The sequence below is a fragment of the Deltaproteobacteria bacterium genome (assembly GCA_016210045.1).
Lineage (GTDB): Bacteria > UBA10199 > UBA10199.
In genome coordinates, this window is the sequence record JACQUX010000018.1 from 79,556 (window position 1) to 105,926 (window position 26,371).

Consider the following 26,371-nt stretch of genomic DNA (forward strand, 5'->3'; position numbering starts at 1 on the left):
ATTCACTCCCGATTTTTTTCTACGCCCCGATTGCCAGCATGCGCTCAATCGCGTGACGGGCGCGGATTTGGACTGCGGGCGGGACGTCGATTTCGAAAACGCCCTCGCGGAAACTGCGCACGACTTTCTCCAACGTGATGCGTTTCATATGGGGACAGAGCGTGCACGGCATTTGAAAATCGACCGCGGGGACTTGTGATTGGATATTCGCGGCCATGCTGCATTCGGTGATCAGCATCGCGTGTTGCGGTTTCGCCTGTTGGAGCGCGGCCACCATTTGACTGGTGCTCCCCGCATAATCGGATGCCGCCACCACCGATGGATCACATTCCGGATGCGCAACGACGTAAATGCCGGGGAATTGTTCACGATACGCGGCGATGTCGTCGGCACGGAATTGTTCATGTACCATGCAGCGTCCCGGATGCGTGTACACGCGTTTGCCGGTCTCGCGCGCGACGTTCCGACCGAGATATTCATCCGGGATAAACACCACGGCATCGCCGGGGAGACTGTTAACGACTTTTGCGGCATTCGCGGACGTGCAACAGACATCGCTCTCCGCCTTGATCGCGGCCGGCGTATTCACGTAGCAAACTACAGGAACGCCGGGATAAGCGGCCTTCAACGCGCGGACATCATCGACCGTGATGCTTTCGGACAGCGAACAGCCGGCCTCGAGATCGGGAAGCAGCACCGTTTTTTCCGGACTGATGATTTTTGCCGTCTCGGCCATGAAATGCACACCACAAAAAATGATCCGCTGCGCCGGCGTCTTCGCCGCGGCGTAACTGAGGCCGAGCGAATCGCCGGTGTAATCGGCGACACCGTGATAGATCGCCGGGATTTGGTAATTGTGGACCAAAATCACGGCATGTTGTTCCGCCTTCAGCGCGTTGATCTCGTCGATCAGCGGAATGGCGAGTGCGAATTCCGGCTCCGGCAGCAGGCCTCGCAAGCGTTCCAACCGTGTGCTGGTGGTGTCTTGTCCCGTCATGGTTGCACCAGTCGGAAAAATGCCTCTTCGGTAAGAATTGTGAGCGGCGCGCCTTGCTCGACCAACGCGTGCGCCTTTTTCAGTTTACTCCCAGCGCCGCCGGCACTGCCGACCACGAGATAATCCAACGTCGTCGAGACGCCGCTGGCGATCCGTCCACCTCGCGACTCGACCAGTTGGTGCGCGGCATTGCGCGCCATCGCCTGTAAACTGCCGGTAAACAAGACCGTCCGGCCGGACAACGGTCCTGTGAGCTCCGCAGACGCCGCCGCCACTATGGTCACATGCCGTTGCAGCTTGTCAATCAGCGGGCGGCGGGCCTTGAGGCCTTGGACAATGGCGGTTGCAATGATCGGCCCGATGCCATGTTGCGCGGCCAATACGTCTTCCGTCAACGCAAGCACGTGCGACAACGTGCCAAAGCTTGCCAAGATCCGCGCCGTCTGTCGCGCCAGATCCGGAATGCCGAGCGACCGGAGTAACACGTCGAGCGGGAGTTCCCGACGCGCATGCAGATGCGCCACGAGTTTGTGCGCCAAGACCTCGCCCATCCGCTCCAACGACAACAAATCTCCGGCTGTCAACGCAAAGAGGTCCGCCGGATCGGCCGCGAGCCCTTGCTCCACGAGTTGTTGCAACACTTTCGGTCCGAAGCCGTCGCAATCGATCGCCTCGAGAAAGTGCTTCAACGCCCCGACCACGGCCTGGCTGCAGCCCGTTGGATTGGTGCAGTAGACGAAATCGCCCTCGACGCGCGTGGCCGCCGCACACGACGGGCAGCGCGGCGGCGGCACGAGCGCATGGGCGCCCGGTTCGACGACCGATTCCAAATGTGGAATGACGCCGCCCCGCCGCCGCACGATTACGGCTGCGCCGGGACCAACGCCGTTGCGCAATGCCAGCCCGTAGTTGTGCAGCGTCACGCGGCTGACCGTGGCACCGGACAGCTCAACCGGCTCGACCAATCCGATCGGCGTGATGATTTGGTTGCGCGAAACATTCCAGACGATTTCCCGCAGCGTGGTCGTCGCCGCATCGCCGGCGAATTTGTACGCGATCGCGAAACGCGGATGGTGCGCCGTGGCACCTAACCGTTGTTGCCGACCGACATCGTCGATTTTGAAAACGATCCCATCGGTCTCAAAGTCGCTCTCCGCGCTTATTTGCTGTGCCAGCGCGCACTGCGCGGCCAGTTGCGCCGTCGTCACGAGCACTGTGGTGACACAAGAGAACCCGGCCTGTTGCAACGCCCGCCGTTTTTCCTGCTCGGTCGCCGCATCGCTGCCCAGCAAATCATACGCGAAAAATCGCAGCCCGCATTCGCCGGTCCGGCCAGGATCTTTTTGTTTCAGTGCGCCGGCCGCCAAGTTGCGCGGACTCATGAACGACGCGGCAAACCGCTCCCGGAACGTGGAGAGCGGAAGATACACCTCGCCGCGCACTTCGACATCGTGGAGCGGCAGTTGGGTCGGAATCCCGGCAATGACGCGCGCGTTCGGCGTCACGTCCTCGCCGAGCTGTCCGTTGCCGCGCGTGGCCGCCAACACAAGCTGACCGCGCATATCGTAGCGCAGCGCGCACGCCACGCCATCGACCTTGGGCGACACCACAAACGGTCCGTCGAGCTTCTCCGCCCAGGCGTTGAGATCTTCCACCTGATAACATTTATCGAGCGACAGCATCGGGACGGCGTGCCGCACCGGCGCACGTTCGCCGACGGCGTCGGAACCGATGGCTTGCAGCGCCGCTGAATCGGGGAAACGCCGCCGCAACACCTCGACCATGCGGTCGAACTCGGCATCGCTGATCTCGGGACGCCCCGCAACGAAATAGAGTTGATTATGCCGCTGCACTTCGCGTTCGAGCCGTGCTTGCGGCCACTTTTCATATGCAGCTGAAGTCATAGCATCCCAAGACGTACGCACTTACGCCCGTACGCACGCATCTGTCATTCCCCGTCGTGCACATGCGGCAACGTGTCATGCGCGAAGAGATGATCCGCGCCGGGATGCCAATTCACACCGACGACGCGGACACCACCCGGATAGAAACGGAGCCACGTTAACGAGCCATTGTCGATTTTGAATTGTTGCCAGCGATCGAGCGGCATCCCGAGATAATGGACCAGCACGACTTTAATCACATCGGCATGCGACACGACAGCCACGCGTCCGCTAGGATGCGCACTCCGCATCCGCTCCACGGCCGCGACCGCGCGGGCCTGCACCTCCGTCGGGCGCTCGCCTCCGGGGATTTGCATCTGGCTGGGACGGACTAAATACTCCGTAAAGCTCGGTTGCGGTTCAACGGCTTCGAACGGGAGATTGACCCAATCGCCGTAGTCGATCTCGACCAATCCCGGATCCTCCTGCAACGGCGCATCCCCGCGATGTCCATCCAACAAGAGTTCCGCCGATTCCATCGTGCGCCGCGTGGGACTCGCGTAGATGGCGACCACGTTGCACTCCGCCAGCGCGCCCGCCAACGCGGCCACTTGCGCCCGGCCTGTGGCATTGAGACCGATCGGTTGCCGCCCCATCACCCGGCGCCCGGCATTCCAATCCGTTTGGCCGTGTCTGACTAACAAAACCTCGAACATTTTACTTCCTTTCTCCGGAGCGCAATGTTACCCGGCTGGGCACATTTCTGACCATCCGGTTAACGAAAAACACACACCACTGCAACCACTATGAAACCAACCATCACACGTCACACATTGCCGAACGGCCTCACGGTCTTGCTCGAAGAAAACCGCAGTGCCCCGGTGATTTCGCTGAATCTCCTCGTCAAGGTCGGGAGTGCGATGGAGACCGCGCCCGAGGCCGGCATCTGCCACTTCATCGAACATATGTTGTTCAAAGGCACGCCCACCCGTCCGGTGGGCCGGATCGCGCGGGATGTCGAAGCCGCCGGCGGCGAGATCAACGCCTACACCTCGTTCGATCATACGGTCTATTATATCAACATGGCCTCGCGGTATGCCGACGAAGGCCTGAAGATCCTCGCCGATGCGGTGCAACACCCGCTGTTCGACGCGCGCGAAGTGGAACGCGAGGCGGAAGTGATCTGCGAAGAGATCCGACGCGGCTTGGACAACCCTCAACATGTGCTGATGGAGCACTTGTTCGCCGGCGCGTACGGCACGCACCCGTATGGCCGCCCGATTATCGGATCGGCCGTCACCGTCAAATCGTTCCAGCACACGGACCTGCGCCACTTCTGGCAGCGCTGGTACACGGCATCACAAATGGCCGTCGTCGTCGTCGGGGATTTCGAGACCACACAACTGTTGCGCCGCATCGAAGAGGAATTTTGCGATCTCTCCACGACGCCGGCACCCGTGATGCCGGACTTGCTCACGCTGAACGATACCATCGGCCCGCAATGTTTGACCGAGCGCCTCAACATCCAGACCAGCTACTTCGCGCTCGCAGTGCCGACGCCAGAAATCACGGCCGCGGCCGTGCCCGCACTCGACATCCTCTCGCATTTGCTCGGCGGCGGCGAAAGCTCCCGGTTGGAACAGATCGTGAAAGAACGGAAGCGCTTAGTCCAATCGATTTACACCTATGCCTTCACCGCGCGAGGACTCGGCTTGTTCGTGATCGGCGGCTCGGCTACGTCGGCACAAATGAAGCGGGCGTTGCCCGCGATCTGGGACGTGGTCGGCGACGTGTTGCGGCCCGGCGCGATCAGCATGGCGGAATTGGAACGCGCCAAACTCAACATCCAATGCTCCGAAATCTACGAACGCGAAACGGTCGGCGGACAAGCGGGCAAGCACGCGTATTTTCTCTCCACCGCCAACGACCACCAATTCGAGCGGAAATACTACGACGCCGTGGCCCGCACCACCTTGGAACAACTCCACGATACGGCGCATACCTATCTCCGGCCCGACCGCAGCACACTGATGTGGGTCGCCCCGAAACGGGACAAGATCGTACCAGCCACCCAGGCCGCGGCATGGTGTCGTCTCCCGGCCCCGCGCCCCGTCACGACGGTGCCCGGCCCGCGCGCCGTCGCACGTCCCGTGTTGCTCAAATTTCCCAACGGACTCCGTTGCGTCGTCCGTCCCGAACATCGGCTCCCACTCGTCTCGATTCAGGCCGTGATGCACGGCGGCACACGATACGAAACAGCGGCCATCAACGGCATTAACGCGCTCCTCACCAACACGCTGACCAAAGGGACGCGTTCCCGCGACGCCGCAACGGTCGCCGAAACCATCGACGCGATCGGCGGCGGGCTCAATGCCGGCGCCGGACGCAACAGCGTGGCAATCCGCAGCGAATTCTTGAGCGCTAAACTGACCGAAGGCTTCACCCTCTTTGCCGAAACACTCCGCGAACCGGCCTTTGCCCCCGAAGAAGTCGCCAAAGAACGCAATCTGCTGCTCGAAGCCATCCGCAATCAAGAAGACAATCTCCCGGGGTTGGCGATGAAGCACTTCTGTCGCGCATTGTACGGAAAACATCCGTACGCGCTCGCTGCGATCGGCGAAAAGGAAAGTGTGCGCCGTTTAGGTCCAGCCCAGCTGACTCGCTACTATGAGATGATCGCCCACCCGTCCCAAATCGTACTGGGCGTATCAGGCGACATCGAACCGGCGTTCGTCGAAGAACTCGTGCGCCGCCACATCTGGTGGCCCGCACGGCGCTTGGCCGCGCGGCCGAAGCTGCCGAAATTGGCAGCTGTCAAACCACAGACCGTCACGACGCGCCGCGCGGAGAAACAACAGGCCCATATCTTCTACGGCGTGCGCGGCACGACCGTGACGGCGCCGGATCGGTACGCCTTTTCCGTGCTCAATCAAATCCTCTCCGGCCAAGGCGGTCGCCTCTTCCTCACCTTGCGCGACCAAATGAGTCTGGCCTATTCCGTCAGCGCGTCACTCCAACTCGGAATCGAACCGGGCTATTTTGCCGTCTACATCGGCACCGAACCGGCCAAGGTCCATACGGCAATTGAAGGAATCGAACAACAACTGCGCCAACTCACGGACGAACCGGTCACGGACGAAGAATTTTCCCGCGCCCGCGAACACTTGGTCGGCACGTATGAACTCGATCTGCAGCGCAACAGCGCCATCGCCGGTATGCATGCGTTGAATCTGCTGTACGGACTCGGGCTCGATGAACTCGCGCGCTATCCCGCAAAGATCCTCGCCGTCACGCCGCGAGATCTGCTCCGCGTGGCGAAAAAATATTTCCGCAAAGACGCCGTAGTCTGCTCCATCGTCACGCCATAACGCCGGTGGGACGTGCTTGGGAAATCGATGAAAGAGTGCAGGTCCTGCGGTGCATTCCACACTGCAGCGGTTGGTGCTCGTTCCGAGGGCCGGGTGGAGGGGCCAGGGGCCCCCAGGGTACGCTATCGCGGCGGCATCGAGCCGCCGCGCGCTCGCCCTCGCCGTTTTCGGCGTTAGATTTCGCAAGGAGAAAACGGCTGCGAGAGCCCCTGGGGCCCCTGGCCCCTCCACCCGGCGGGAGCACGGGCAAGTCACCTGCGCTCGTTCAGCAGGTTTTCAAACACGCGCTATGCCAAACATCCAGATTGGAACGCGGTCCCGGGAGGGGCACTGAAATCAATTTTGCCAACACGCCCTAGCGATTTCCCGACACGGCGGGCCGGACCTCTTCTGCACCGGCCGCCGCAGATGTCCCCAACTCCACGCCGGCTTGCCGAAACCGCGTATGGACGCGTTTGAGGAATTCATGGATTACCAACGCGCGATCCGCGAAACTTTTGGCCTGCAGCGCAACTTGCAACACGACGCCACCCTGCGGAAACCCTTGGAAACGGACCGTTGGTTCGAAGGACACAATCGCCCCAGTGACCGTCTGCTGCACGTCACGTGCGACCTCGAGCGTGAGCGTTTCAACCGCAGCTAAATCGTTGTGAAGACCGATCCGCACTTCAACGGAGGCCGCCTGTTCTTGCACCGGCAAGTCGTAGTTGGTGACGATCGTCTGCATCAGCTTAGCATTCGGGACCAGGATGATGTTGTTCTGCGGCGTGCGAATCCGCGTCGTTCGCCAACCGATGTCCGTAATAAATCCCCGATGTCCGCCGTCGAACTCGACAAAATCGCCAACCCGTAGATGACGCGCCATCGTGGTGTAGAGACCGGCGACGAGATTCGACAATGTGTCTTGCAGTCCGAGCGCTAACGCCAACGATCCGACACCGAGTGCCGTGACCAGCGGCGTAATGCTGATCCCGAGATTGCTCAAAATCAGCAGACCGCCGACGGCCCAGACACTGAGCCGCACTAACGTCTCCAACGCGCTGGTGAGCGGAAGCTCCACGGCAGAGCGGGCCGCGACGGCACGAATAAACACAATCGCCGTCCGCGCCGCCGCAAACGACGCCGATGTAATGAATAAGGCCGCCGCCACATGTTGAAAATGGATCCGCATTGCGGAACCGAACTGAATTACTTGCGGTGCGAGCCAAATCCCGCCGGCCATCGTCCACCAAATGATGTGCCGACGCAGCACCCGCAACAAGCCTTCATCCCAGCGCACGCGATTACGGGACGCCGCGCGCAACAGCGGACAGAGGAGGAGTCGGCACAACCACCCCACGACCACGGCGCTCCCGACTACCGAACACGCCGCCAACAACGGCCGTGCCTGCGCGAGAGCGGAAAACCCCGTTTCATTCAGCCACGAAAAATCCATAGCAAATTCCCATCAACACGCGGGGGCGCCGAAGGCCTCCGGATTCAGGCCGGCCAGTTCGGGCAATACAAAATGCCCATCCTTCCGCACCAGGCGATCGTCGAAATAGAGTTCACCGCCGCCGTACTCTTTCCGTTGGATCAACACCAAATCCCAATGCACGGCGGATTGATTGCCGTTCGGGGCCTCGTCGTAACACTGGCCCGGCGTTAGATGAATGCTTCCGGCGATTTTCTCGTCGAACAGGATGTCTTTGATCGGTTCGCGAATCCACGGATGGAACCCAACCGCAAATTCACCGACGTAGCGCGCGCCCGGATCGGTATCGAGGACGCGCTGCAGAGCCGCTTGATCGCCCTCGCAACTCGCCTCGACGATTTGCCCATTCCGAAACGTAAAACCGACGCGCTGGAAGAGTCGTCCTTGATACGGCGACGGCGTATTGTAACGGATCGTCCCCTGAATCGAATCACGCACCGGCGCGGTAAAGACCTCGCCATCGGGGAGATTCATCGTCCCGTCGCATTCCATCGCCGGAATGCCTTTAATGGAAAACGTCAGATCCGTTCCGGGGGCCGTAATGCGCACCCGATCGGTCTGTTGCATCAGCGCCTGCAGTGGCCGCATCGCTTCACGGAAGCGCGCGTAGTCGAAGAGGACGGCCTTGAAGTAATGGTCGGCGAAACGTTCGCACGACGTCTCGGCCAACTGGGCCATCGCCGCGTTCGGGTAGCGCAACACGCACCAACGCGTATGCTTCACCCGCTGTTCGAGATGCACCGGCTTTTGGACATGTTGCAGATACCACTGCCGGCGCTCCGGCGGCACATCGCTCATTTCGAAGATGTTGTCGGAGCCGCGAAACGCCACATAGGCGTCGAATTGTTTCATCTGTTGGAGCTGCAACGCGCCGAAGGCCTTCACTTGCGCCTCGGTCCCCTCCAGCAACAGGGTGCGGACGAAACGATCGTCACCGTGTTGCCACACCGGGACGGCTCCGCGCCGCGTCGCGGCCGCGACCATCGCATGCACCAATGCCGCCGGCTCCGTGCCGAACCATTCGATCAATACGCGTTGACCCGGCTGCAGATCGAGCGAGTAATTCGCCAACAACTGCGCCAATTCCGTCAGTCGAGGATCGTTCATATGGACCTCCGAAGGTGCGATTACCGAGAGAGCGTCGTGGTTTCAAGACTGCTTGCGTCAGCCGGATAGGGTCCGACATCGTGCATGACCGCGGGAGCGCCACGCGAGTAGCGCGAATTCCAGCGGCGCGCCGAGGCTTTATTGCCCGACCGATATTCCACGGGTTTGCGCGCCTTCGGCAAATGCGGATAGTCCGACTCGGTAATATCGCGCTTCACATCCTCTTGATGTGGCAACTGCGCTTGCAATTCGGACGGAATTTCTTCGCGCACGATCCGCGGACGAATGAAGATCATCAAATCGTTGTTGGTTTTAGCTCGCAACCGATTCTGAAAGAGATATCCCAGGAGCGGGACCTCGGCCAAATACGGCACTTTGCGCCGACTCTCCTGACCACGGAAACGAATCAGACCGCCGATGATCGTCATTTCGCCGTCGCGCACTAACACCGTCGTCGTGGCCGTGTTGTCGACGATCGCCGGAATGCCGTCCACCGTCCGCGTAAAATCGGGCGCCGAGGTCACGGCATCGATCTTCAATTTAACATAATCCCCGACGGAAATTTGCGGCGTCACGCCCAACTCCACGCCCGTCTTGATCGACTGCAACCCGCTCGATCCCCCGCCGCTCGCCGACGTCCCGCCGATACTCACCGAACCCGCCGTCTTGACATAAATCGTCTCGCCGCTCCGGATCCGCGCCGCCACGCCGTTCGACGTCACGATCGACGGTTCCGAAATGACGTGGAGATCGCCTTTCTGTTCCGCCGCGGTAATCGCGATATCGATATTCGTCCCTCCCCCCAATGTCCCGATGATCATCCCCAGCCCGCTGCTCGGCGCCAATGCCGGCAAATTGACCATCAGTCGGCGGCCGGCGTCGGAGGTGCCAACTTGCGTCACGCCTTGAACATTCGCGGTCGGCGCGGTGGTCGTGTTGACCCCCCATTGGATACCAAGATTGCGGCTCCAGTCGCGCGTCGCCTCGATGATCTTCGCCTCGATCAAGACTTGCGAGTCGCGGACATCCACGTTTTCCACAAACCGTTTCACATGCTCGATATTCGCCAACGTCTCCCGAATCACTAACGAATTGGTCCGTTCATCGGCCAACACGGACCCGCGCGTGGTCAGCAGCTGCTTCGCTTGATCGACCATGTCCTTTGCAATCGCATACCGCAGCCGGATGGTCTCCGTTTTCAAGTCCTCTCCGCTGGTCGTGAATTGATCGGCCTTGCCGACGCGCAAGATTCCGCGTTCCAACGCATAGTCGAGCCCATTCGATTTGGTCAGCGCATTGATCGCATCGAGAATCGGCGTGTCGCGCAGCGACACATTGACCGTGCCTTTGATCTCATCCGGGATCACGAGATTCATCCCCGCGATGCGGGCCAAAAAGCGCAGCGCCTCGCGCAGATCCGCATTGCGGAACTCGATGCGAAAAATTTCCCCACCTCCGGTGGGGACCCCACGTTTCGCTGCGGTGCCCGCCAAATGCCCGGTGTCGAGCGCCCAGGCGCCGGTCACGATCCCGCAGAGGAGCAGCATGAGTCCCCACCACACATGCCCGCCAAACAGCATGCGCTTCATAAGCCCCCCTGCATGCGCAACACGACCTGTTCATCCAGACGCTGCAACACGACTTGATCATCACCGATATAGCGCACGCGATACCCTGCCAAGCGATCGCCCATCCGCACCACATGCCCGCTGATCAGCGCGTATCCTGTGCTTTGGCCCAACGCCACACCGTTTAATTGGAGGTCCTGCACTAACAATTCCTCTTTCGCGACGGACTTCGGCACGAACGGACTCTCCGGCGTGGTTTCCTTAACCTCGAACTTCTGATCGAATTGCTCACGATTCAGATCGGAGAGAGAACCCGCGGATACGGTTCCAAACACCCAACCACAGAGCATCAACACACTGCCGGCACGCAGTACGGTTTTCATTAGTGTCCCCCTCCCCCACCCGCCGCCGGCGCGATCGGCACGGCTCCACTCGGCGCCAACGCCGCCGCAGACTTCACGACGAACAACAACCCACGAATCGCCGTCGACAATTGCGCCCGGTTTTCCGGCGGCGACGCAATCACCGCCTGATCCAACACCGCCATCAGTGGCAATTTTTCGATCCGCTCCAAATACCCCACCGTGGCGGAGAACGGCCCTTTTACCCGCAAATCAAACGGCACCGTCACATAGTGCCCTTCATCTTTTTCTTGGCTGAACGAGAAACCCGTGAGTTCCACCCCTTGCAAACTACTCGGCGCGGTGAGTCCGGTGACCACTTCTTTCATCACCTCTTCCCGCGTCTTGATCTCGCCACGCAAATACGGGGCAAATCGTGCGTCCTCGGCCACGGAGACTGTCCCTGCCGGCACGACGGGTTTTTGCTGCACGACGGTCGGCTGTGCCGCCAACAGTTTTTGCATCGCCTCGACTTGCATCTTGACGGTATCAATCTGCCCCTGGAGCTCTTTCTTCTTGGCCCACTGCACACCCCAGACGTACGTCCCGAAGACATACAACACCGCGAGCAAGAGGACCGCGACCATCACCTTCTCGCGGGAGTTCGCCTCTTGCGTCCAATCGACTTTGCTGCCGCCCCACGCCATCAGCCCTCGGGAGTAAAATCCAACGTGGCATTAATCAGAAATTTGAGTCGTCCCTCCCCTTTTTCTTCGCGACTCGATTCCACCAATACCACATGTTTGTACATCGGTACGTGACTTAAATGATCGACAAATTCCGCCATCGCCTCGGCATTACTGGAATAGCCCTCCAACTGGACCGTGCGCGCCGCCGCCCCTTCCGCCTGCGCACTGGCAAACCGCACCAAATCCACCTGCGCCGGCCGCGCCTTCAGCAAGGCTTGCAACACGCCGGACCAGCGCGGCAGGTTTTGAAAGCGCGCCGTCAGACTTTGGATCGCCGTGCCAGTCTGCTCTTGTGTCTTCGACAAGGCCAAAAGTTGTAGTTGTTGTTCTTGCTGCTTCTGCAGGATCTTGATCCGTTCTTGCATGGTTTCCAGACGTTTTTCCACTAACCACGCGTACCCGATCAACCCAGCCTCCACCACCACGCAGAGCCCGACCCAAACGCCGAAGACGATCATGATATTGCGATACGTCAGCGCGTACGGCCCTTTGTCGAGAAAATTAACCCGCTGTGTCATATCGCCCCATCACTTCGGTGGTGGAATCGCTAAGCCGACGGCCACACTATATAAAGGACCGTTTTCGACACGATCGCCTCCCTCAATTTTGCGAAACGGATTGAACGTGGCGGTTGTCACGCCTAAATTCTTTTCCAAATAGCCCTTCAAGCGGGGGAACAGGGCCCCGCCACCGCTTAAATACAACCGCTGGATCCCTTCCCCCACTTCCAATCCGGCCTGACCGAGGAATCCGGCCGTGATCCGTTCGATCTCCAATAATATCTGGCGATAAAAGTCGTCGACCCCCGGCACGGCCTCGTCGCCTTCGGAGCCGGCCATGAAATGACGAATCGCCTCCCGACGCTCCGCCGGGCTAGTTGCTGCAGGCGCCACTAACTGCCCCAACCGATCCAGGCCGACACTGTTGAGTGGCCGCGCATAGTGGAGCACGCGATCTGCCGCGATCAACAAGTTCCCACTACCGAATCCGAGGTCGAGGATGCCCACTCGCTCCCCCTCCACCCAATCCAGGTTATATTCGGCGGCCGCCATCAGCGCGGAAATATCCGGCTCGATCGCCAACAGCTTCAACCCGACTTTGTCCGAACGCTCTTGCAGCCGTTTCACGACCGCCTTCGAGATGCCATACGCCATCAAATGGCGGCGATTACCGTCCGCACTCTTGCGCACTTCCGTATATGCGACTTGAAAATTTTCGAGCGGCCCATCGATCCCTTCACGGAAATTCCAGCGGATCGCCATCAGCAAGTCCCGCTCCGGCATCTTGGCCAATTCCATTTCACGAATTTGCAGATTCGGATCGGTCAAATTAATGACCGCATGCGCCAAATTGACCCGATGTTCGCGCAGAAAGACTTGCAAGCGCCGCACCGCAGCCTCTTCATCGCTGCCCCATTCGATCACGGTCATCCCACAGGCCCCCAGCTGAAGCGCTGCGCCGCGCTTCGTCAGTTGGACCACTTTGAACGTGTCGGTACCGAAATCGCAGCCGACGCGATCCTGACTGCGAAACCGATTGAGTAATCCCCCGAGATCGATCACGGAACGATCTCCTCCACATGTTGCTCGATCCGCTGCCGGAAGGCCACATCGCTGAATTGGGCATGGACTAAGTAGGCCTTATATTCTTCGACCGCGCTGCGCCAATTGCCTTCTTCTTCCATCAGCAGCGCCAAATTGAAGTGCGCATCCGGATATTTCGCATCGGCCTCGATCGCCTTCCGAAACAGCAATGCCGCGGCCAAACGATCGCCCATCGCGATCTTCAACGCCCCGAGGTTATTCAACGCCTCTGGATACGCGGCGTTCAGCTCAATCGCTTTATTGTACGCCGCTTCCGCCGCTTCATGATTGTCTTGCTTCTTGTGCGCCAGACCTAAGTCGTTCCACGCCAGCGCCACGCTCGGCTCTTTTTCCGTGGCCAACTTGAATTGCTCCAACGCCTCCGGAAATTTCCCGGCTGCGAATAAGGTCTCCCCTTCCTGAATCACGGACGCGATCGACTCGGGCACATCGGTGGGAGTGGTTGTGGCCGGCACCGGGGTCACAGCCGGCACCGCGGCCGTGGGCGACGGTAGCGGTGTTTGCTCCACGACTGGCGGTGGCGGGAGGTCCGTGGTCGCCACGGGCGGTATTTCTTGAGGACCGGATCGTTTCGGCATCAGGAACTTCCAATAGGCCACGCTGCCGAGCGCCACCCACAGTAAGACCAACAGCGCCACCCGCGACCAACTCGCGCGGCGCGGAAATGTTGAGCCACCGGTACTTCCACCCCCACCTCCCTCACCGCCCCCGACAAAATGTTCCTCCGGGACTTGTGGTGGTTGGGGATTGCGTTCGCCTTCCGCCTTCTTCAGTGCCTTATGAATGAGTGACATGGGTTAGAATCCTAGGTTCACGACTTGGCGGCGCCAAAATTGCCACACCGGAGCCAACGGACGACGTGGCCGAAGGTCATAGTACGCGTGCCGCACGACGCGTTTGGTCAAGATCGGCGTGTCGAGCGTATATGCGGCCGTCAACGCGCGATCGCACAAAACGTTAATCAGTCGCGGATACCCGTGCGTCAAGCGATAGATCGACCGATACGCCCCCGGCTCGAAATAGACCCGCCCCTGACCACCCGCTAACGTAATGCGATGCGTGATGTACCGAACCATTTGTAAAAACGGCAGCGGTTCCAATCGCACATGTACACCAATGCGCTGCCGCAACTGCCGCAACTCGTGACTCATTAATTTCCGTTCCAGTTCCGGCTGCCCCACTAAGAGGATTTGCAACAATTTGGCATTCTCCGTCTCCAAATTCGACAGCATCCGGACCATTTCCAACGCCTCGATGGAGAGATTTTGACTCTCGTCCACCACCACGAGCGCCGTGCGACCGCTCTTCTGCAGTGTCAGTAGAAATTTATTCAGCGATTCGATCAGACGCTGCGGGGAATAGACCCGCACCGCGAGCCCGAAATCGCGATTGATCGCCGTGAGCAGTTCCGGCACCGACAACAGCGGATTCACCAGCAGTGCCGACGCGACATCCGGTTCCAAACGAGCCAACAGTTGCCGCGTCAGCAACGTCTTGCCGGTTCCCACTTCGCCGGTGAGTACTAGAAAGCCCATGCGCTCCTGAATGGCGTAGGCCAACGAGTCGAGCGCCGACTCGTATTGTTGGGTCAGGAAGAGAAACTTGGTGTCCGGGGTAATCCGGAACGGCGGCTCCTGGAGGCCAAAGTAGGCCAAGTACATACACTCCCCCAAATGGATAACAGTTTCGAGGGAGTATATGGAAATGTTGTGCAAGGGCAAGCAAAAGCGTGCGGAAGCCCCCGAATATCATGCGCAACAAAAAACTACGGGGGCGATATCGCCCCCGTAGTGATCAGCACACTTGGTTACGCGAACGTTATGGCGCCGTCGGCGACACAAACGTCCCAGTAGCCACCGTATAGGTATAGACGAAGTTCGCAGTCCCATCGTTATAGGTATACTGCGTGTTCGTATTCTTCGTCCAACCTGCGGCGGCCACACCACCCGTCACTACGTTCCCGAAGCAAGGATTCGCAGCACTGCAGGCCGTGGCGTTGGCGACTGCGTCTAACGTCGCCGGATAAACGCCCGGAGGCCCGTTGACTACTAAGTCGTTGGCGCGAAAGAGCGCCACGCCCGCCCTCACGGATCCTGTCACGCCATCTCGAGACGACTGCCGCGCTTGCGTTGCCACGTTAATGAAGTTCGGCAACGCCGCGACGGCGAGGATCCCGAGGATGGTGATGACGAGGACCAACTCGATTAGGGTAAAACCCCGTTGGTTCTTCATCGTCCCCCCTCCTATATAAAGACACTACATTCGCGGCCCCACGGACCCCCGTGGGACCCACCAAGCGCTACAATAATTGGGTTTTATTCAACACAGTGACAAAATTGTGCAATAACATGAAATTGTTGTAAATGGGTATAAATTACCACCGATATTTGCCAAAGAAATTTAGACACTTGGCAATTAGGGGGCGGTCGGAGAAACGAAGGAGCCGGTGGCGGGCGTGTACGTATAGGTGAAATTCGCTTGGCCGTCGAAGAATCGATACTGCGTGGCGGTCAGCTTGGTCCAACTTCCATTGCGAATCCCGGTGGCCCCGACGACGACCGTGAAGCACGGCGTCGCTACGCCACACGTGGTATTGTCCGGCAACGCATCCAACGGATTCGGATACACCCCCGGAGGGCCATTCACGACCACGTCGTTCGCACGCCAGATAGAAACCCCGGTTCGCACCGCCCCCACCACGCCGTCGCGTCCCGCATTCGCCGCTTGCGTTGTCAGCGCCATGTAGTTGGGCAGCGCCGCGACGGCCAATATCCCAAGAATCGTGATCGTGAGCACCACTTCAACCAACGTAAATCCTCGCATGTCTCTTTGCATTCCCCGCTACCCCCCCTTCACTGCCGCTGACATTCCCCAGATCGGGAGAAAGATCGCCAATGCCACGAGCGTGACCATACCGAAAATCACGACCAACAAGATCGGCTCTAACAATGTCGTGAGGTTCTTGATGGTATGGGTCACTTCCAATTCAAAGTGCTCCGACACCGCGAGCAGCATCTCATCTAGTGAGCCCGTCCGCTCACCGACGGCCGTCGTCTCGATCACCACAGGCGGAAAATACAGCCGCTGCTGCATCGCATCGGCCATCCCCATGCCGCGCTGGATATCATCCCGCATCAGACGCACTTCCAGCGCGAAGGCCTCGTTGCCGATCACGTTCGCAACCACATCCAGACTGCGCGACATCGCGAGTCCGCTCTTGTACAACGCGGAGAGGATATGCCCGAAGCGGGCATTCGCGACTTTCATCGTCAGCGGGCCGAAAATCGGCATTTGGAAACGGATCCGATCGAGATTGTAACGTCCGCTCTTCGTCGAGGCATAGCGGTGGAACAGAAAGACACCCACCCCGATAATGACGGGGATCAGAAACCAGAAGTTGACGAAAAAATCGCTCACTTGAATCAGGATCTTGGTCGGCATCGGGAGTTCGGCCTTGTAATGTCCGAAGAACTCCTTGAACTTCGGCACCACCATCGTCATCAAAACGCTGATGGCGCCGACCAACACGAAGATGACGATCTTCGGATAAAACATCGCCGATTTGATCGCGCGCTTGATGGCGTGATCTTTCTCGATCAGCTTCACCAACTCGAACAATGTCTGCTCGAGAATACCCGCCTCCTCGCCGGCCTGCATCATGGAGATGTAGAGCTCATCGAAGACGTGCGGATGTTGGCGAAAGGCTTGCGAGAGACTCGCCCCTTTGCCGATGTCGGAACGAATGCGTTCGATCGCGGTCCGGAGCGTCTTCCCCATCGCCTGCCGCGCCAGCGTCGCAAGAATCGTGTCGATACTCACACCGGCCTTGAAGAGGGTGTAGAACTGGCGCGTGAAGACCATCAACTCTTCGGCCTTCACTTTGTTGAACCATCGCTCGATCGCGGCCATGGTCACCGCGCCGGGCTTCAGTTCGCGGATCGAGATCGGAATCAGGCCTTGTTCCGTCAATTGCGACTGCATCGCACGGAGATCGGGGGCCTCCACCTCGCCGGTGATTAGCGCGCCTTGCATGTCACGAGCTCGAAACGCAAATTGCATTATTCCTCCGACGTCGCACGTAAGACTTCATCGAGCGTCGTGATACCGGCCTTTACCTTGTCGAGACCGTCGGTCCGCATGTCGCGCCACCCCTGCGCAATGCAGTATTGCTGAATCGCGTGTTCCGAATCCCCTTTCGTGATCATTTGGCGCATTTCATTATCGACCGTCATCAGTTCGAAAATTCCGCACCGCCCGCGGAACCCCGTCATCCGGCACTCGCGACATCCGCGCCCCCGATACATCGGGCCGGCCCACGTCAGGTCGCCCACCAACTTCCGCGTTTCGTCATCGATCTCCACCTCCGCGCGACAGGCCGGACAGATTTTTCGCACTAAGCGTTGTGCCAACACGCCGATCAACGCGGACGCAATTAAGAATCGCTCGACGCCCATATCGCACAGCCGCTCCACGACCCCTGCGGCGGTATTGGTGTGCAGCGTTGACAATACTAAGTGACCGGTCAGCGCGGCCCGCACCGCCATTTCCGCGGTTTCGCGATCCCGCACCTCGCCGACCATGATGATATCGGGGTCCTGGCGCAAAATTGAACGCAGCGCGGACGCGAACGTCATCCCTGCCTTCACATTGACTTGCGCCTGATTCACGCCGGGGATTTCATTTTCCACCGGGTCCTCGATGGAGACGATGTTCGTCTCCTGCGAATTGAGGCGCTGTAACACGGCATACAATGTGCTCGACTTCCCCGACCCAGTCGGACCGGTGACAAGAAAGATCCCGTGCGGATGGGCGATCAGTTCCGTAAATCGCTGCTTGTCATCGGGCGCGAAGCCTAAGTGATCCAACGTGAAGATCTTCGATTTGATCAACAACCGCATCACCATCTTCTCGCCGAACATCGTCGGATACGTCGACAGCCGCAGATCGACGTTATTGCCTTTCACTTTGAGACGCACGCGTCCGTCCTGCGGGATGCGGCGCTCCGCGATATCCATCGATCCCATCACTTTCAGCCGACTCACGAGCGGCAGATGGAGCGCCTTCGGAAAGACGAACATCTCTTGCAGCATCCCATCCATCCGACAGCGCACGCGCGTGGCATCGCCTTGCGGTTCGATATGGATATCGCTGGCGCCGTATTTCACGGCGCGCGTAATGATCGTGTTCACAATGGCAACGACGCGTTCGCGCGCGGCCTGTTCCTCGAGGTTCTGTTTTTCCTCTTGGTCCTGATCCGTTTCGCGCACAATGTGAATGCTTTCCTCTTGGGCGCTATTAATCGATGTCTCGTTCGCGGATTGATAATGGAGTTTGATCGCTTGATCGATCTCCTCCTGCGTGGCCAGGATCGGATGGATCGCGCTGCTCAACACACCTTGCAACTCCGCGATCGAAAAGAGCGCGAGCGGATCGCTCACCGCGATCGTGAGGATATCCTCGACGCGATACAGCGGCATAAAGTGGTATTTCTCGGCGATGCTCAGCGGCACACTTTTGACTGCCGCGCCGTCGATCGGGAGATCGGCCAACGCGACTTGCTCTAATTCGAGTTGCTGCTGCAGAAACTGACGGATCTGGTCCGTCGTAATGAATCCCTTCTTAATGAGGATATTGCCGAGATCGCCGCCTAATGTCTGCTTCGTGACCTTCGCCACCTCGAGCTGATCGCCCGTGATGAGGCCTTGCTGCACAAGCTGCTCCGTAATTTCTCCGAGCAACTCACTGGCAAATCCTTGCGCCACGCCATCCCCCTGGTCACTACTTAAAACGTCGGCAACGCCGTATCGGTCGGAACCGGCAACGCCACAACGGGTTCCGTCACCTGCCAGGCTGCCGGACATCCGATCGTCTGATATCCGGTACTGATCGCCAAACAGATATCCTCTAAACTCCCCAACACCTGTGTCACGTCCCCGTGCGTCCGCTGCATCGCGACTGAAGTGCGCAACAGATCACCATCGCGCCGCCACCGGCCACGCACTTGGACACCGAGCTGCATCGCCTCGGTCGCCGCCGGCCCTGTCTGCGTCAGCATCTGCGCATTGAGTTGCACAGCAGCGACGTCCATACTGGGCCCGGTCTCCCGCAACGCGACATGCAACCCACGGAGCGTCGCATCGGCCGCCTGCATATCCGCCGACGCGCCCAAGTCCCCAGTCATGAACGCTTCTAACCGTCGATCCGTTGGGTCGGATTGGTCGTACCGCCAACCGGAGGCCAGATCTTCGGTGGCAAACAGTGCGGCCTCGGTCACCACAACGCCTTCGGCGATTGGCACCAGGACCGCGGCGGACACCGCACGGAAACATCCCGCCCCTTGATCCGTCGCCCCAGGGAGACGCAGAAATTTTCCCATCATGAAACGCCGCCACGCCGCGGCCCCGCCGGCCGGCTGCACCCAGACCCGATAACAGAGCGGCGTACCCGCCTCGAACTCGCCGAGCGTCCGCGCACAACCGGTGCCACAGGACAGTTCCATCGCGTTCCCGGAAAAGGTGCCGAGACCGACTTCGCTCGCAGCATCGAGTGGAACAAAGTCGACTTTCACTTTTCCCCCCTCAGGCGTCGCCCGCTCGATCGTCGGAATCGCCGCATCCGCTGCCAAATATTGCAACTCCACGCGCACGCCGCTGACCACAGCCAAATATCGCTCCAATAATCCGTTCACCGCCGACACCATCTCGCTCGGTCCGTCGACCAGGAATCCCGGCCGCGCGCCCGGCAACACAGACGGGGGGCTGAGCAGCGGCGACGGCGCGGGAGTTTGCAGCGACTTACCGAGCGATGCCGTCGCGACAGCCGTCTTCGCTTCGCCCCCGCCGAGCTTCGTCATTTCCTCCACAGAGATTGCTAATTGGTCCGGGAAACGGATCGCGAGATTCTTCGTGGGCGCAGGACCATCCGGCGTCGCGGCCGGCAACTCGATCGGCACCGGCAATTGCGTGCCTCCGACCGGGACGACTTGCGTCCCTTCTTCGGCGGCCGGATTCGGCGCCACTTGTCCACTGGGCGCATTCGAGTTGCAGGCTGCGGCGCTCAGCCCCATCAGGACGAGACATGTAAGCCAGCGCTTCATTCCAGCACCCACAGGCGCAACGCCCATTGATTCGCTCCGGCACTATCCACCAAACCGAGCACGTAGAGTCGACCGCCGTCGTCATAGGCGATCGCCGGCGCGTGCGTGACCGATGCGGCAGTCGGCCACGTCTCGCTCTGCCCCGGCGCCCCTTGGTTGACCTTCACCGCATCACCCCACGTGGCCCCATGATCACGACTCTCACGGGCGACTAACCACGTCTTGCCCGCAACCCGGGCATAATAGGCGACCGCCACACGCCCCTCGAGATCGGTCGCAATCGCCGGACGGTAATGATTCAGCAGCAGCGTACCCACCGCCGGATCATCCAATTGCCGCCACGGCGTCTCCAGCGCGGCACAGGCATTGGCCGCTTGGACGTAACGACCATAGCGAAGACTGACTTCGGCCGTGGCATCTCCCGGCGTGGCATTGTGGAGCCACACCACATGGGTCTCCGTCTTCGAGTGGCTCTCGGTCTCCGTCTCGAACAGCAGCTGCCAATAGCGCGCGACCGCCGGCGCAAAGTCCGCGCCGCCGGCGCCCGGATTGGTGCTCATCGTATACATCATCGGCTCGGTGTCCTCTGCACACGACACTTGACTCCCCGCTGTTTCCCCATCGCCATCACTCCACCAAAGTGAAGTGCCGCTATCCAACACCTGATGCAGGACCGGGTCGTACCACGCGAGCGATGGATCCCCCTGCACGGCCACCGGCTGCCATGCCGTGCCATCGGACGCCCCGCGCAGGACACGAAGCTGACTATTTTCGCCGGATGTAAAGCTCAGGAGTATCTCATCTGCCGTCTCATCCAACTTCACTTGCAATGAAAGCCCATCGCTGTGGACGGCCTCTTCGACCAACGTCGGCGACTCAAACTGTTCGCCCCCGTCGAGACTCCGCGTGAAATACGTAGCCGCATCCCCTTCTCGCCACGCAACAAAGAGTTGATCGCTGAGCGTCGTCGCTAAGACCGGATCATGTGCCACTGCGCCCGCGTGGGAAAGGACCTTCGGCGCCTGCCAACTGACGCCACCATCGCGGCTTGCGGCATACACCACACGGCCGCCCTGCACGAAAACGACATGTAAATGCCCGCGCTGGGCACCGAGCGCCAAATTGAGATGCATCGGAGGGCTTTGTGCGCCCGTCGTCGTCGAGGCCGCCACCTCACGCGCTGCGGTCCATGGTGGTCCAACGGTCAGCGTAACCGGGACACAGCCAACCACGGCCGCATCGCGCGTATCGGTCGCACAGACCTCAATATGATTATCCGGAGGCAGCGACTTTGGCGCGGTAAAGAGCCCTTCATTGGTGATGACACCATTGATCGGACCGCCGCTGACCGTCCATTGAAGCGGCGTATCGCCGTTCCCACTGACGATGGCATGGAACGATTGGGTCGACCCGATCTCAACGCGCGGATTAAATGGGGCCACAGCCAGCCGATTGGCAGCCGTGGCAAACCTCGCCATCTCCACACAGAGAAGTAGGCTTACGCAGCAATAGACGCACCGCCATCCCGGTCGCATAATCGAGCTCTCCAACGGATGAAGAAGTTGCAAGTGAAGTGCCACTCGCCCGTGGCGCGCTTGCCAAAATTTCTTCAACGAGTTCAACGGGCTGCCGTACCGACACGCCATTGACGCCCTCCGCCCGGGTCTGCGCGCACCCGGTGTGATCATTCTGAGAGAGGCTTGACAGCGCCACGCCCTCCACGCATGGTCGCGACCATGAAAAAAATCGCGCATCTGTTTGGCTGTTGGGGACTGATCTACGGACTCTCGTTCGGGATCGCGCACAGCGCACGCGCCGCCGAGCACGCCTTCATTTTTTGGTACCCCGGCGGCGGCGGCAACACCGCACAAGCCCAACCGCTCCTTGACCAGTTCGCAGCCTATTTGGGGAGTAAGACCAGTAACGTGACATGGCACGCCAAATATTTCGGCAACGTCGAGAGCGGCTTACAATTCGCGCGCGCGGGGCGTCCCAGCTTCGGCATCGTCAGCTATTTAATGTACGCGCAATACGGACAAGCGCTCGGGATGCAACGCATCCTCACGGCCGTTCCACTGGCGCATGGTAAAGCGGAGGAGTCGTGGCATTTCGTCGAGGGACAGTGCGATGAGACCCCTGCACCGCTCATCATCTATATGAGCGAGCCGCTCACACTGGCCATGATCCACCAAGATTTCCCGAATCAGAAATTGGAGCGCGCGGGGCAACCCGCCAAACTGCAAACCACCGGCAACTTGCTCGGCATGCTCAAGCAGATCGCTGCCGGCAGTTGTCATGCCGCGATCGTGAGTGAACGCGAGTGGCACGGCGTCAGTCGCACCAGTTGGGCCAGGGACTTACACAGCACGGTATCCAACACAACCCATCCCGCAGCACTCGTCGTGCGATTCACCGGTGCGACCTCAGAAAGCGCGACAAAGACGGAGGAGACCTTGCGCGGAATGAGTGGGAACGTACAGGGGAAAGCGATTCTGACGGAGTTACAGCTCAAGGGGTTTGAGTAAAAACATGTGGCGTGCAGAGAGGGAGGGATTCCCTTCGGTCAATCCGCCGGCGGCGGAGAGGGAGGGATGAGCGGCAGCCGCCTTTGGCGGCTGCCGCTCTGAAAAAGTGGCTTCGCAACATCTACATTGTCTCCGCTATCGCTCCGACTGTCAGTCGAACCCTCTCGTCCGGGTTCGCATCCCACTTTTCACAAACACATCGGGCCCCTGTTGGGGCCCGATGTGTTTGCGGAGAGGGAGGGATTCGAACCCTCGATACCTTGCGGTATACGTGATTTCCAGTCACGCCAGTTCAGCCACTCCTGCACCTCTCCGTTCGCCGGAGGCGAACCCTCCATTTTCAATTTTCCATTTTCCACCCGGCGGTTCACCGCCCACCAAGATCGCAAGCCGACCGTCCGGCTTCGCCGGCGACGAGCGCGGGGGTATGGGGGGTATCCCCTTCGCGCTGCCGCGCTGCGGGTACTTCCTCGCCGACCCAGCCTTCGGCTGGGTGCCCGGCTCGGTCGTCGCAGGGCAGCACCAAATATTGATGATGCGAATAGCCTCCATTACTGCCCTGCGGACCCCCCATTCTAATGTCGGGGCGGCTGGATTTGAACCAGTGACTTCCTGCTCCCAAAGCAGGCGCTCTACCAGGCTGAGCTACGCCCCGTGCCCAAGACGGGCGGATGTTTCCGATTTCTCACGGCATAAATCAAGCAGCATCTTCCGCAAGGACCGCGCGGCCTGACCACGGTGGCTGATTGCGTGTTTTTCTTCTGCCGTCAACTCAGCCATGGTCCGGCGGAGTGCCGGCAGATAAAAAATCGGATCGTATCCAAATCCGCCCGCTCCGCGTGGGCACGTTGACACCACGCCGGAACACACGCCACACACCCACTGCGTCTCGACTCCTGGCCGCGCCAACGCCAGCACACAGACAAAATGCGCGCTCCGCTCCGGCGGTCCAACGTTAATCAAGTCCACCAACAAACGGGCAATGTTCTTCGCGTCATCGGTCGGCGTGCCACCATAACGCGCGGAAAAGATCCCCGGTGCGCCGCTCAACACATCGACCACCAACCCGCTGTCGTCACTGATCGCCCATTCCCCGGTCGCGACAGTCACGGCCTCCGCCTTGGCGCAGGCATTCGCGGAAAATGTGCTCCCCACTTCCGGCGGCAGCGTACACTGCGGATAGTCGCGCAACGACCGCAGCTGCCACGGCCCATCCCCCAGCAAGGATTGCAACTCAGAGACTTTATGAGGATTCGCAGAGGCTAAGACACAGGTCACAGTCATACCGATAATCTACACGCGGGCGCGCTGTAGCACGCGCCGCTGCAGGACAATGAGGTCTGCAATGCCTTGCTTCGCCAGGGCCAGCAACCGCAATAGCATGGATTGATCAAACGGGTTATGCTCCGCCGTGCCCTGCACCTCAATAAAGCGCCCGCCGCCCGCCATCACGATATTCATATCGACGTCGGCGCGGACATCGTCCGCATACTCGAGATCCAACAAAGGCTGCCCTTCAACCACTCCGACACTCACGGCCGCCACGTAATCAAGCAATGGCCATTCGGTCAGCAATCCACGCTTCCGCAGTTGGGCGCACGCACAAGCTAAGGCCACATAGCCCCCGGTGATCGCCGCGGTCCTGGTCCCACCATCGGCCTGTAAGACATCGCAATCGAGCGTAATGGTACGGGGACCGAGTCGCTGAAAATCGACCACGGCGCGCAGCGCACGGCCGATCAGACGTTGAATCTCCGCCGTTCGCCCTCCGACGCGCCCCTTGGCCGCCTCCCGACCGGTGCGCTCCGAGGTCGCGCGCGGCAGCATCCCATACTCTGCGGTGACCCAGCCGAGCTTTGACTTTTCGCGCCAGCGCGGCACAGACTCTTCAATCGACGCCGTGCAATGGACCTGTGTTCGCCCCATTTGAATCAAGGCCGATCCTTCTGCAAAGACGGAAACTGCCGGCTTAATCACCACCGGACGCATCCGCGCACTGGCTCGCCGTCGCATTGACATGCGGGCGGCGCTAGCATAGGGGCGGGACAAAAGGCAAAGGACAAAAGGCAAAGTGCAAAATGAAAAATAGTTGCAAATGCTCTCTCACATTTTGCATTTTGCACTTTGCACTTTGCATTTTGCATTCTGCTCCCACATTTGCCCGCCCACTCTCCGGATTTCACGAGGGGCCGTATCTGCAATTTGTTACGGGCATCCGTGACGCCAGCTTCGATACAGAGCAATCGACCAATACGGTGCACGGCCATGATCAAGAGGCCCTCTTTGGTTTCATCTTCGGTTGGAATCTGACAGATCCGTGGGCCGTCGAACTCAGCGGGCATTATAGTTCCCCCGGCCTCATCACGAACCAAGAACATTTAATCAATGTGCGCCTTGGGACAAAATGGTCATGGATCAACAACGCCCTGACTGATTTCCGATCGGTGCGCATTCTCCCTTACCTCAGCGCCGCTGGACTCGCGCAAGTCAACGTCCTGCCGACCGCGCCAACTGCCAGCGCGCCGCGTGCTCTACAGTGGGGGATCGGTCCGAGCGTGGGCGCCGGCGTGAGCGGCTTATTTTTCCACGATGCCGTGTACCTTTCGATCGGCGGTCTCGGCGATTTAGTCTGGCGACCGGAGCGCACTCAGACAATCGCCGGCATCACCACGACCGCGTATCGCTCCACACTCGACCTGGAGTGGACCGCTATTGCCGCGTTCGGTGTGCATTTCTAAGTCCATCTAGCCACGACAATTTCTTGACTTTTCTCCTTCACCCTTTTAGGGTGCCGCCAGTCTTTTGTATCCACACACCATTGGGGGATGGTTCCATGAACACGTTTCGCACTCTGCTCGGAATCTTGGCCGGTTCCTCATTACTCGTCGCCGTGGGATGTGGCGCTCCAGGTACCCAGTCCGCGTTAGAAGATGCGCGTTTCGCGCTGGATGCGGCTGATTACGCCACTGCTGTTACAAAGGCCACTGAGGCCTACGCAGCCAATCCCACTGATTTGCCGACGGCCTTGGTTCTTTCTTCGGCCTATGCAGGACGCGGTGGCATTTCGACCCTCGACATGGCCGAGTCCCTTTCAGAAACCGGTGCAACCTCCGACGCCTTCGATCGCGTGCACGACATTTTCGTCAGCACGTTGACCTCAACCGGATTAGCAGATCTCCGCCTGGCAATTGCCACGCTCACAGATTTTGCCGGGACCATCTCATCAGATCAACAAGGCAGCTACAGCTACCAACTTGGTGTCCTGCAAATGATCGAGGCCCTTGCGTTGCCGACCCTCACGGCCCAGCCGGCGGCGGGTGGCACCGTCACGGCGACGGCCATCACCTCCGCGCAAAAGGATTTTGTCCAGGCGGATTTTGTCGGTGCCGATAACAATTTGATCGCGGCCGGCCTTGCGTCAGACAATGCCCTCGTCACATTGATGCGGCAGAACTACTGCGCTTTGGCCGACGTCTCAGGCACGGCTGGTTTCACGTTAGCCGAGCTGCAAGACCTCACGCTTTGCGAATTGAACGACAATCTGGCCACACTAACCCAGGCCGCCGGCAGCTTCCAATCACCTGCTATTCTTACCTGTCTTTCATTCGACTTCAGTTGCACGGCCGTGGATACCACGGATTAACTCGACGCCTTGAAAC

Annotated in this window: 24 protein-coding genes and 2 tRNA genes; 4 read left to right on the forward strand and 22 right to left on the reverse strand. The window is 59.7% G+C overall.

Annotated features, from left to right (window positions below):
• Nucleotides 1-19: 19 nt before the first annotated feature.
• Genes nadA through HY696_05690 form a run of 3 tightly spaced genes read right to left on the reverse strand, consistent with a single transcriptional unit; the run spans nucleotide 20 to nucleotide 3,596 of the window.
• Nucleotides 20-997 carry a quinolinate synthase NadA gene (gene nadA, locus HY696_05680; GenBank protein MBI4237893.1) on the reverse strand — a complete coding sequence of 326 codons (978 nt, stop codon included), beginning with the start codon at nucleotides 995-997 and terminating at the stop codon, nucleotides 20-22.
• Nucleotides 994-2,901 carry an NAD-dependent DNA ligase LigA gene (gene ligA / locus HY696_05685; GenBank protein MBI4237894.1) on the reverse strand — a complete coding sequence of 636 codons (1,908 nt, stop codon included), beginning with the start codon at nucleotides 2,899-2,901 and terminating at the stop codon, nucleotides 994-996. The genes nadA and ligA overlap by 4 nt, the downstream gene beginning before the upstream one ends.
• Nucleotides 2,902-2,945: 44 nt before the next feature.
• Nucleotides 2,946-3,596 (reverse strand): histidine phosphatase family protein, encoded by a 651-nt coding sequence (locus tag HY696_05690; GenBank protein ID MBI4237895.1) that lies wholly within the window; start codon nucleotides 3,594-3,596, stop codon nucleotides 2,946-2,948.
• A gap of 90 nt (nucleotides 3,597-3,686) precedes the next feature.
• On the opposite strand from HY696_05690, the gene HY696_05695 reads away from it, so the two are divergent.
• Nucleotides 3,687-6,248 (forward strand): insulinase family protein, encoded by a 2,562-nt coding sequence (locus HY696_05695; protein MBI4237896.1) that lies wholly within the window; start codon nucleotides 3,687-3,689, stop codon nucleotides 6,246-6,248.
• 355 nt (nucleotides 6,249-6,603) lie between these two features.
• Here the strand turns inward: HY696_05695 and HY696_05700 are convergent, their stop codons facing one another.
• The 15 genes from HY696_05700 to HY696_05770 all read right to left on the reverse strand — a co-directional run bounded on the left by HY696_05700 (nucleotide 6,604) and on the right by HY696_05770 (nucleotide 21,665).
• On the reverse strand, nucleotides 6,604-7,683 hold the full coding sequence (locus HY696_05700; protein ID MBI4237897.1) for a mechanosensitive ion channel family protein: 1,080 nt from the start codon (nucleotides 7,681-7,683) through the stop codon (nucleotides 6,604-6,606).
• A gap of 12 nt (nucleotides 7,684-7,695) precedes the next feature.
• A complete protein-coding gene (locus HY696_05705; GenBank protein MBI4237898.1) occupies nucleotides 7,696-8,829 on the reverse strand; it encodes an aminopeptidase in 1,134 nt (377 codons plus the stop codon).
• Between the two features lie 20 nt (nucleotides 8,830-8,849).
• The gene (locus HY696_05710) at nucleotides 8,850-10,418 is read right to left on the reverse strand and encodes a hypothetical protein (protein MBI4237899.1); all 1,569 of its coding nucleotides are present in this window, start codon (nucleotides 10,416-10,418) and stop codon (nucleotides 8,850-8,852) included.
• Entirely contained in the window at nucleotides 10,415-10,780 is a 366-nt protein-coding gene (locus HY696_05715) for a hypothetical protein (GenBank protein ID MBI4237900.1), read from the reverse strand. Before HY696_05715 ends, HY696_05710 begins: the two co-directional genes overlap by 4 nt.
• Nucleotides 10,780-11,445 (reverse strand): type 4a pilus biogenesis protein PilO, encoded by a 666-nt coding sequence (gene pilO, locus HY696_05720; protein ID MBI4237901.1) that lies wholly within the window; start codon nucleotides 11,443-11,445, stop codon nucleotides 10,780-10,782. Before pilO ends, HY696_05715 begins: the two co-directional genes overlap by 1 nt.
• Nucleotides 11,445-12,005: a PilN domain-containing protein gene (locus HY696_05725; GenBank protein MBI4237902.1), complete on the reverse strand. Its 561-nt coding sequence runs from the start codon at nucleotides 12,003-12,005 to the stop codon at nucleotides 11,445-11,447. Before HY696_05725 ends, pilO begins: the two co-directional genes overlap by 1 nt.
• A gap of 9 nt (nucleotides 12,006-12,014) precedes the next feature.
• Nucleotides 12,015-13,049 (reverse strand): pilus assembly protein PilM, encoded by a 1,035-nt coding sequence (gene pilM, locus HY696_05730; protein MBI4237903.1) that lies wholly within the window; start codon nucleotides 13,047-13,049, stop codon nucleotides 12,015-12,017.
• Entirely contained in the window at nucleotides 13,046-13,885 is an 840-nt protein-coding gene (locus tag HY696_05735; GenBank protein MBI4237904.1) for a tetratricopeptide repeat protein, read from the reverse strand. The genes pilM and HY696_05735 overlap by 4 nt, the downstream gene beginning before the upstream one ends.
• Before the next feature lie 3 nt (nucleotides 13,886-13,888).
• A complete protein-coding gene (locus HY696_05740) occupies nucleotides 13,889-14,752 on the reverse strand; it encodes an AAA family ATPase (GenBank protein ID MBI4237905.1) in 864 nt (287 codons plus the stop codon).
• A gap of 157 nt (nucleotides 14,753-14,909) precedes the next feature.
• A complete protein-coding gene (locus tag HY696_05745; protein MBI4237906.1) occupies nucleotides 14,910-15,323 on the reverse strand; it encodes a type II secretion system protein in 414 nt (137 codons plus the stop codon).
• Between the two features lie 183 nt (nucleotides 15,324-15,506).
• A complete protein-coding gene (locus HY696_05750; GenBank protein ID MBI4237907.1) occupies nucleotides 15,507-15,926 on the reverse strand; it encodes a type II secretion system protein in 420 nt (139 codons plus the stop codon).
• 6 nt (nucleotides 15,927-15,932) lie between these two features.
• Nucleotides 15,933-17,123, reverse strand: a complete 1,191-nt coding sequence (locus HY696_05755; protein MBI4237908.1) for a type II secretion system F family protein — start codon at nucleotides 17,121-17,123, stop codon at nucleotides 15,933-15,935.
• Between the two features lie 26 nt (nucleotides 17,124-17,149).
• Nucleotides 17,150-18,853: a type II/IV secretion system protein gene (locus HY696_05760; protein ID MBI4237909.1), complete on the reverse strand. Its 1,704-nt coding sequence runs from the start codon at nucleotides 18,851-18,853 to the stop codon at nucleotides 17,150-17,152.
• A 20-nt stretch (nucleotides 18,854-18,873) separates the two neighbouring features.
• Complete coding sequence (locus HY696_05765) at nucleotides 18,874-20,187, reverse strand: hypothetical protein (GenBank protein ID MBI4237910.1); 1,314 nt, start codon at nucleotides 20,185-20,187, stop codon at nucleotides 18,874-18,876.
• A complete protein-coding gene (locus tag HY696_05770; GenBank protein ID MBI4237911.1) occupies nucleotides 20,184-21,665 on the reverse strand; it encodes an exo-alpha-sialidase in 1,482 nt (493 codons plus the stop codon). Before HY696_05770 ends, HY696_05765 begins: the two co-directional genes overlap by 4 nt.
• 258 nt (nucleotides 21,666-21,923) lie before the next feature.
• Between HY696_05770 and HY696_05775 the strand changes: the two genes are divergently transcribed.
• Nucleotides 21,924-22,712: a hypothetical protein gene (locus HY696_05775; protein ID MBI4237912.1), complete on the forward strand. Its 789-nt coding sequence runs from the start codon at nucleotides 21,924-21,926 to the stop codon at nucleotides 22,710-22,712.
• 229 nt (nucleotides 22,713-22,941) lie between these two features.
• Here HY696_05775 and HY696_05780 read toward each other — a convergent pair.
• The 4 genes from HY696_05780 to rph all read right to left on the reverse strand — a co-directional run bounded on the left by HY696_05780 (nucleotide 22,942) and on the right by rph (nucleotide 24,725).
• Nucleotides 22,942-23,026, reverse strand: a tRNA-Ser gene (locus tag HY696_05780).
• A 267-nt stretch (nucleotides 23,027-23,293) separates the two neighbouring features.
• Nucleotides 23,294-23,367 (reverse strand) — tRNA-Pro (locus tag HY696_05785).
• A complete protein-coding gene (rdgB, locus tag HY696_05790) occupies nucleotides 23,358-23,996 on the reverse strand; it encodes an RdgB/HAM1 family non-canonical purine NTP pyrophosphatase (protein MBI4237913.1) in 639 nt (212 codons plus the stop codon). The genes HY696_05785 and rdgB overlap by 10 nt, the downstream gene beginning before the upstream one ends.
• Nucleotides 23,997-24,005: 9 nt before the next feature.
• Nucleotides 24,006-24,725: a ribonuclease PH gene (gene rph / locus HY696_05795; protein ID MBI4237914.1), complete on the reverse strand. Its 720-nt coding sequence runs from the start codon at nucleotides 24,723-24,725 to the stop codon at nucleotides 24,006-24,008.
• A gap of 125 nt (nucleotides 24,726-24,850) precedes the next feature.
• Between rph and HY696_05800 the strand changes: the two genes are divergently transcribed.
• Together HY696_05800 and HY696_05805 are read left to right on the forward strand one after the other, a co-directional pair.
• Nucleotides 24,851-25,450, forward strand: a complete 600-nt coding sequence (locus HY696_05800; protein ID MBI4237915.1) for a hypothetical protein — start codon at nucleotides 24,851-24,853, stop codon at nucleotides 25,448-25,450.
• Nucleotides 25,451-25,545: 95 nt separating this feature from the next.
• Nucleotides 25,546-26,355, forward strand: a complete 810-nt coding sequence (locus HY696_05805; protein ID MBI4237916.1) for a hypothetical protein — start codon at nucleotides 25,546-25,548, stop codon at nucleotides 26,353-26,355.
• Nucleotides 26,356-26,371 lie beyond the last annotated feature (16 nt).

Bases quoted from the DNA above. Each gene is read 5' to 3' on its own strand.
- HY696_05690 (MBI4237895.1), bottom strand. From the start codon at position 3,596: ATGTTCGAGGTTTTGTTAGTCAGACACGGCCAAACGGATTGGAATGCC.
- HY696_05695 (MBI4237896.1), top strand. From the start codon at position 3,687: ATGAAACCAACCATCACACGTCACACATTGCCGAACGGCCTCACGGTC.
- HY696_05725 (MBI4237902.1), bottom strand. From the start codon at position 12,005: ATGACACAGCGGGTTAATTTTCTCGACAAAGGGCCGTACGCGCTGACG.
- HY696_05765 (MBI4237910.1), bottom strand. From the start codon at position 20,187: ATGAAGCGCTGGCTTACATGTCTCGTCCTGATGGGGCTGAGCGCCGCA.
- HY696_05705 (MBI4237898.1), bottom strand. From the start codon at position 8,829: ATGAACGATCCTCGACTGACGGAATTGGCGCAGTTGTTGGCGAATTAC.
- ligA (MBI4237894.1), bottom strand. From the start codon at position 2,901: ATGACTTCAGCTGCATATGAAAAGTGGCCGCAAGCACGGCTCGAACGC.
- HY696_05755 (MBI4237908.1), bottom strand. From the start codon at position 17,123: ATGCAAGGCGCGCTAATCACCGGCGAGGTGGAGGCCCCCGATCTCCGT.
- HY696_05700 (MBI4237897.1), bottom strand. From the start codon at position 7,683: ATGGATTTTTCGTGGCTGAATGAAACGGGGTTTTCCGCTCTCGCGCAG.
- pilO (MBI4237901.1), bottom strand. From the start codon at position 11,445: ATGGCGTGGGGCGGCAGCAAAGTCGATTGGACGCAAGAGGCGAACTCC.
- rdgB (MBI4237913.1), bottom strand. From the start codon at position 23,996: ATGACTGTGACCTGTGTCTTAGCCTCTGCGAATCCTCATAAAGTCTCT.
- HY696_05775 (MBI4237912.1), top strand. From the start codon at position 21,924: ATGAAAAAAATCGCGCATCTGTTTGGCTGTTGGGGACTGATCTACGGA.
- HY696_05710 (MBI4237899.1), bottom strand. From the start codon at position 10,418: ATGAAGCGCATGCTGTTTGGCGGGCATGTGTGGTGGGGACTCATGCTG.
- HY696_05735 (MBI4237904.1), bottom strand. From the start codon at position 13,885: ATGTCACTCATTCATAAGGCACTGAAGAAGGCGGAAGGCGAACGCAAT.
- HY696_05750 (MBI4237907.1), bottom strand. From the start codon at position 15,926: ATGCAAAGAGACATGCGAGGATTTACGTTGGTTGAAGTGGTGCTCACG.
- nadA (MBI4237893.1), bottom strand. From the start codon at position 997: ATGACGGGACAAGACACCACCAGCACACGGTTGGAACGCTTGCGAGGC.
- HY696_05770 (MBI4237911.1), bottom strand. From the start codon at position 21,665: ATGGCGAGGTTTGCCACGGCTGCCAATCGGCTGGCTGTGGCCCCATTT.
- HY696_05740 (MBI4237905.1), bottom strand. From the start codon at position 14,752: ATGTACTTGGCCTACTTTGGCCTCCAGGAGCCGCCGTTCCGGATTACC.
- rph (MBI4237914.1), bottom strand. From the start codon at position 24,725: ATGCGACGGCGAGCCAGTGCGCGGATGCGTCCGGTGGTGATTAAGCCG.
- HY696_05715 (MBI4237900.1), bottom strand. From the start codon at position 10,780: ATGAAAACCGTACTGCGTGCCGGCAGTGTGTTGATGCTCTGTGGTTGG.
- HY696_05805 (MBI4237916.1), top strand. From the start codon at position 25,546: ATGAACACGTTTCGCACTCTGCTCGGAATCTTGGCCGGTTCCTCATTA.
- HY696_05745 (MBI4237906.1), bottom strand. From the start codon at position 15,323: ATGAAGAACCAACGGGGTTTTACCCTAATCGAGTTGGTCCTCGTCATC.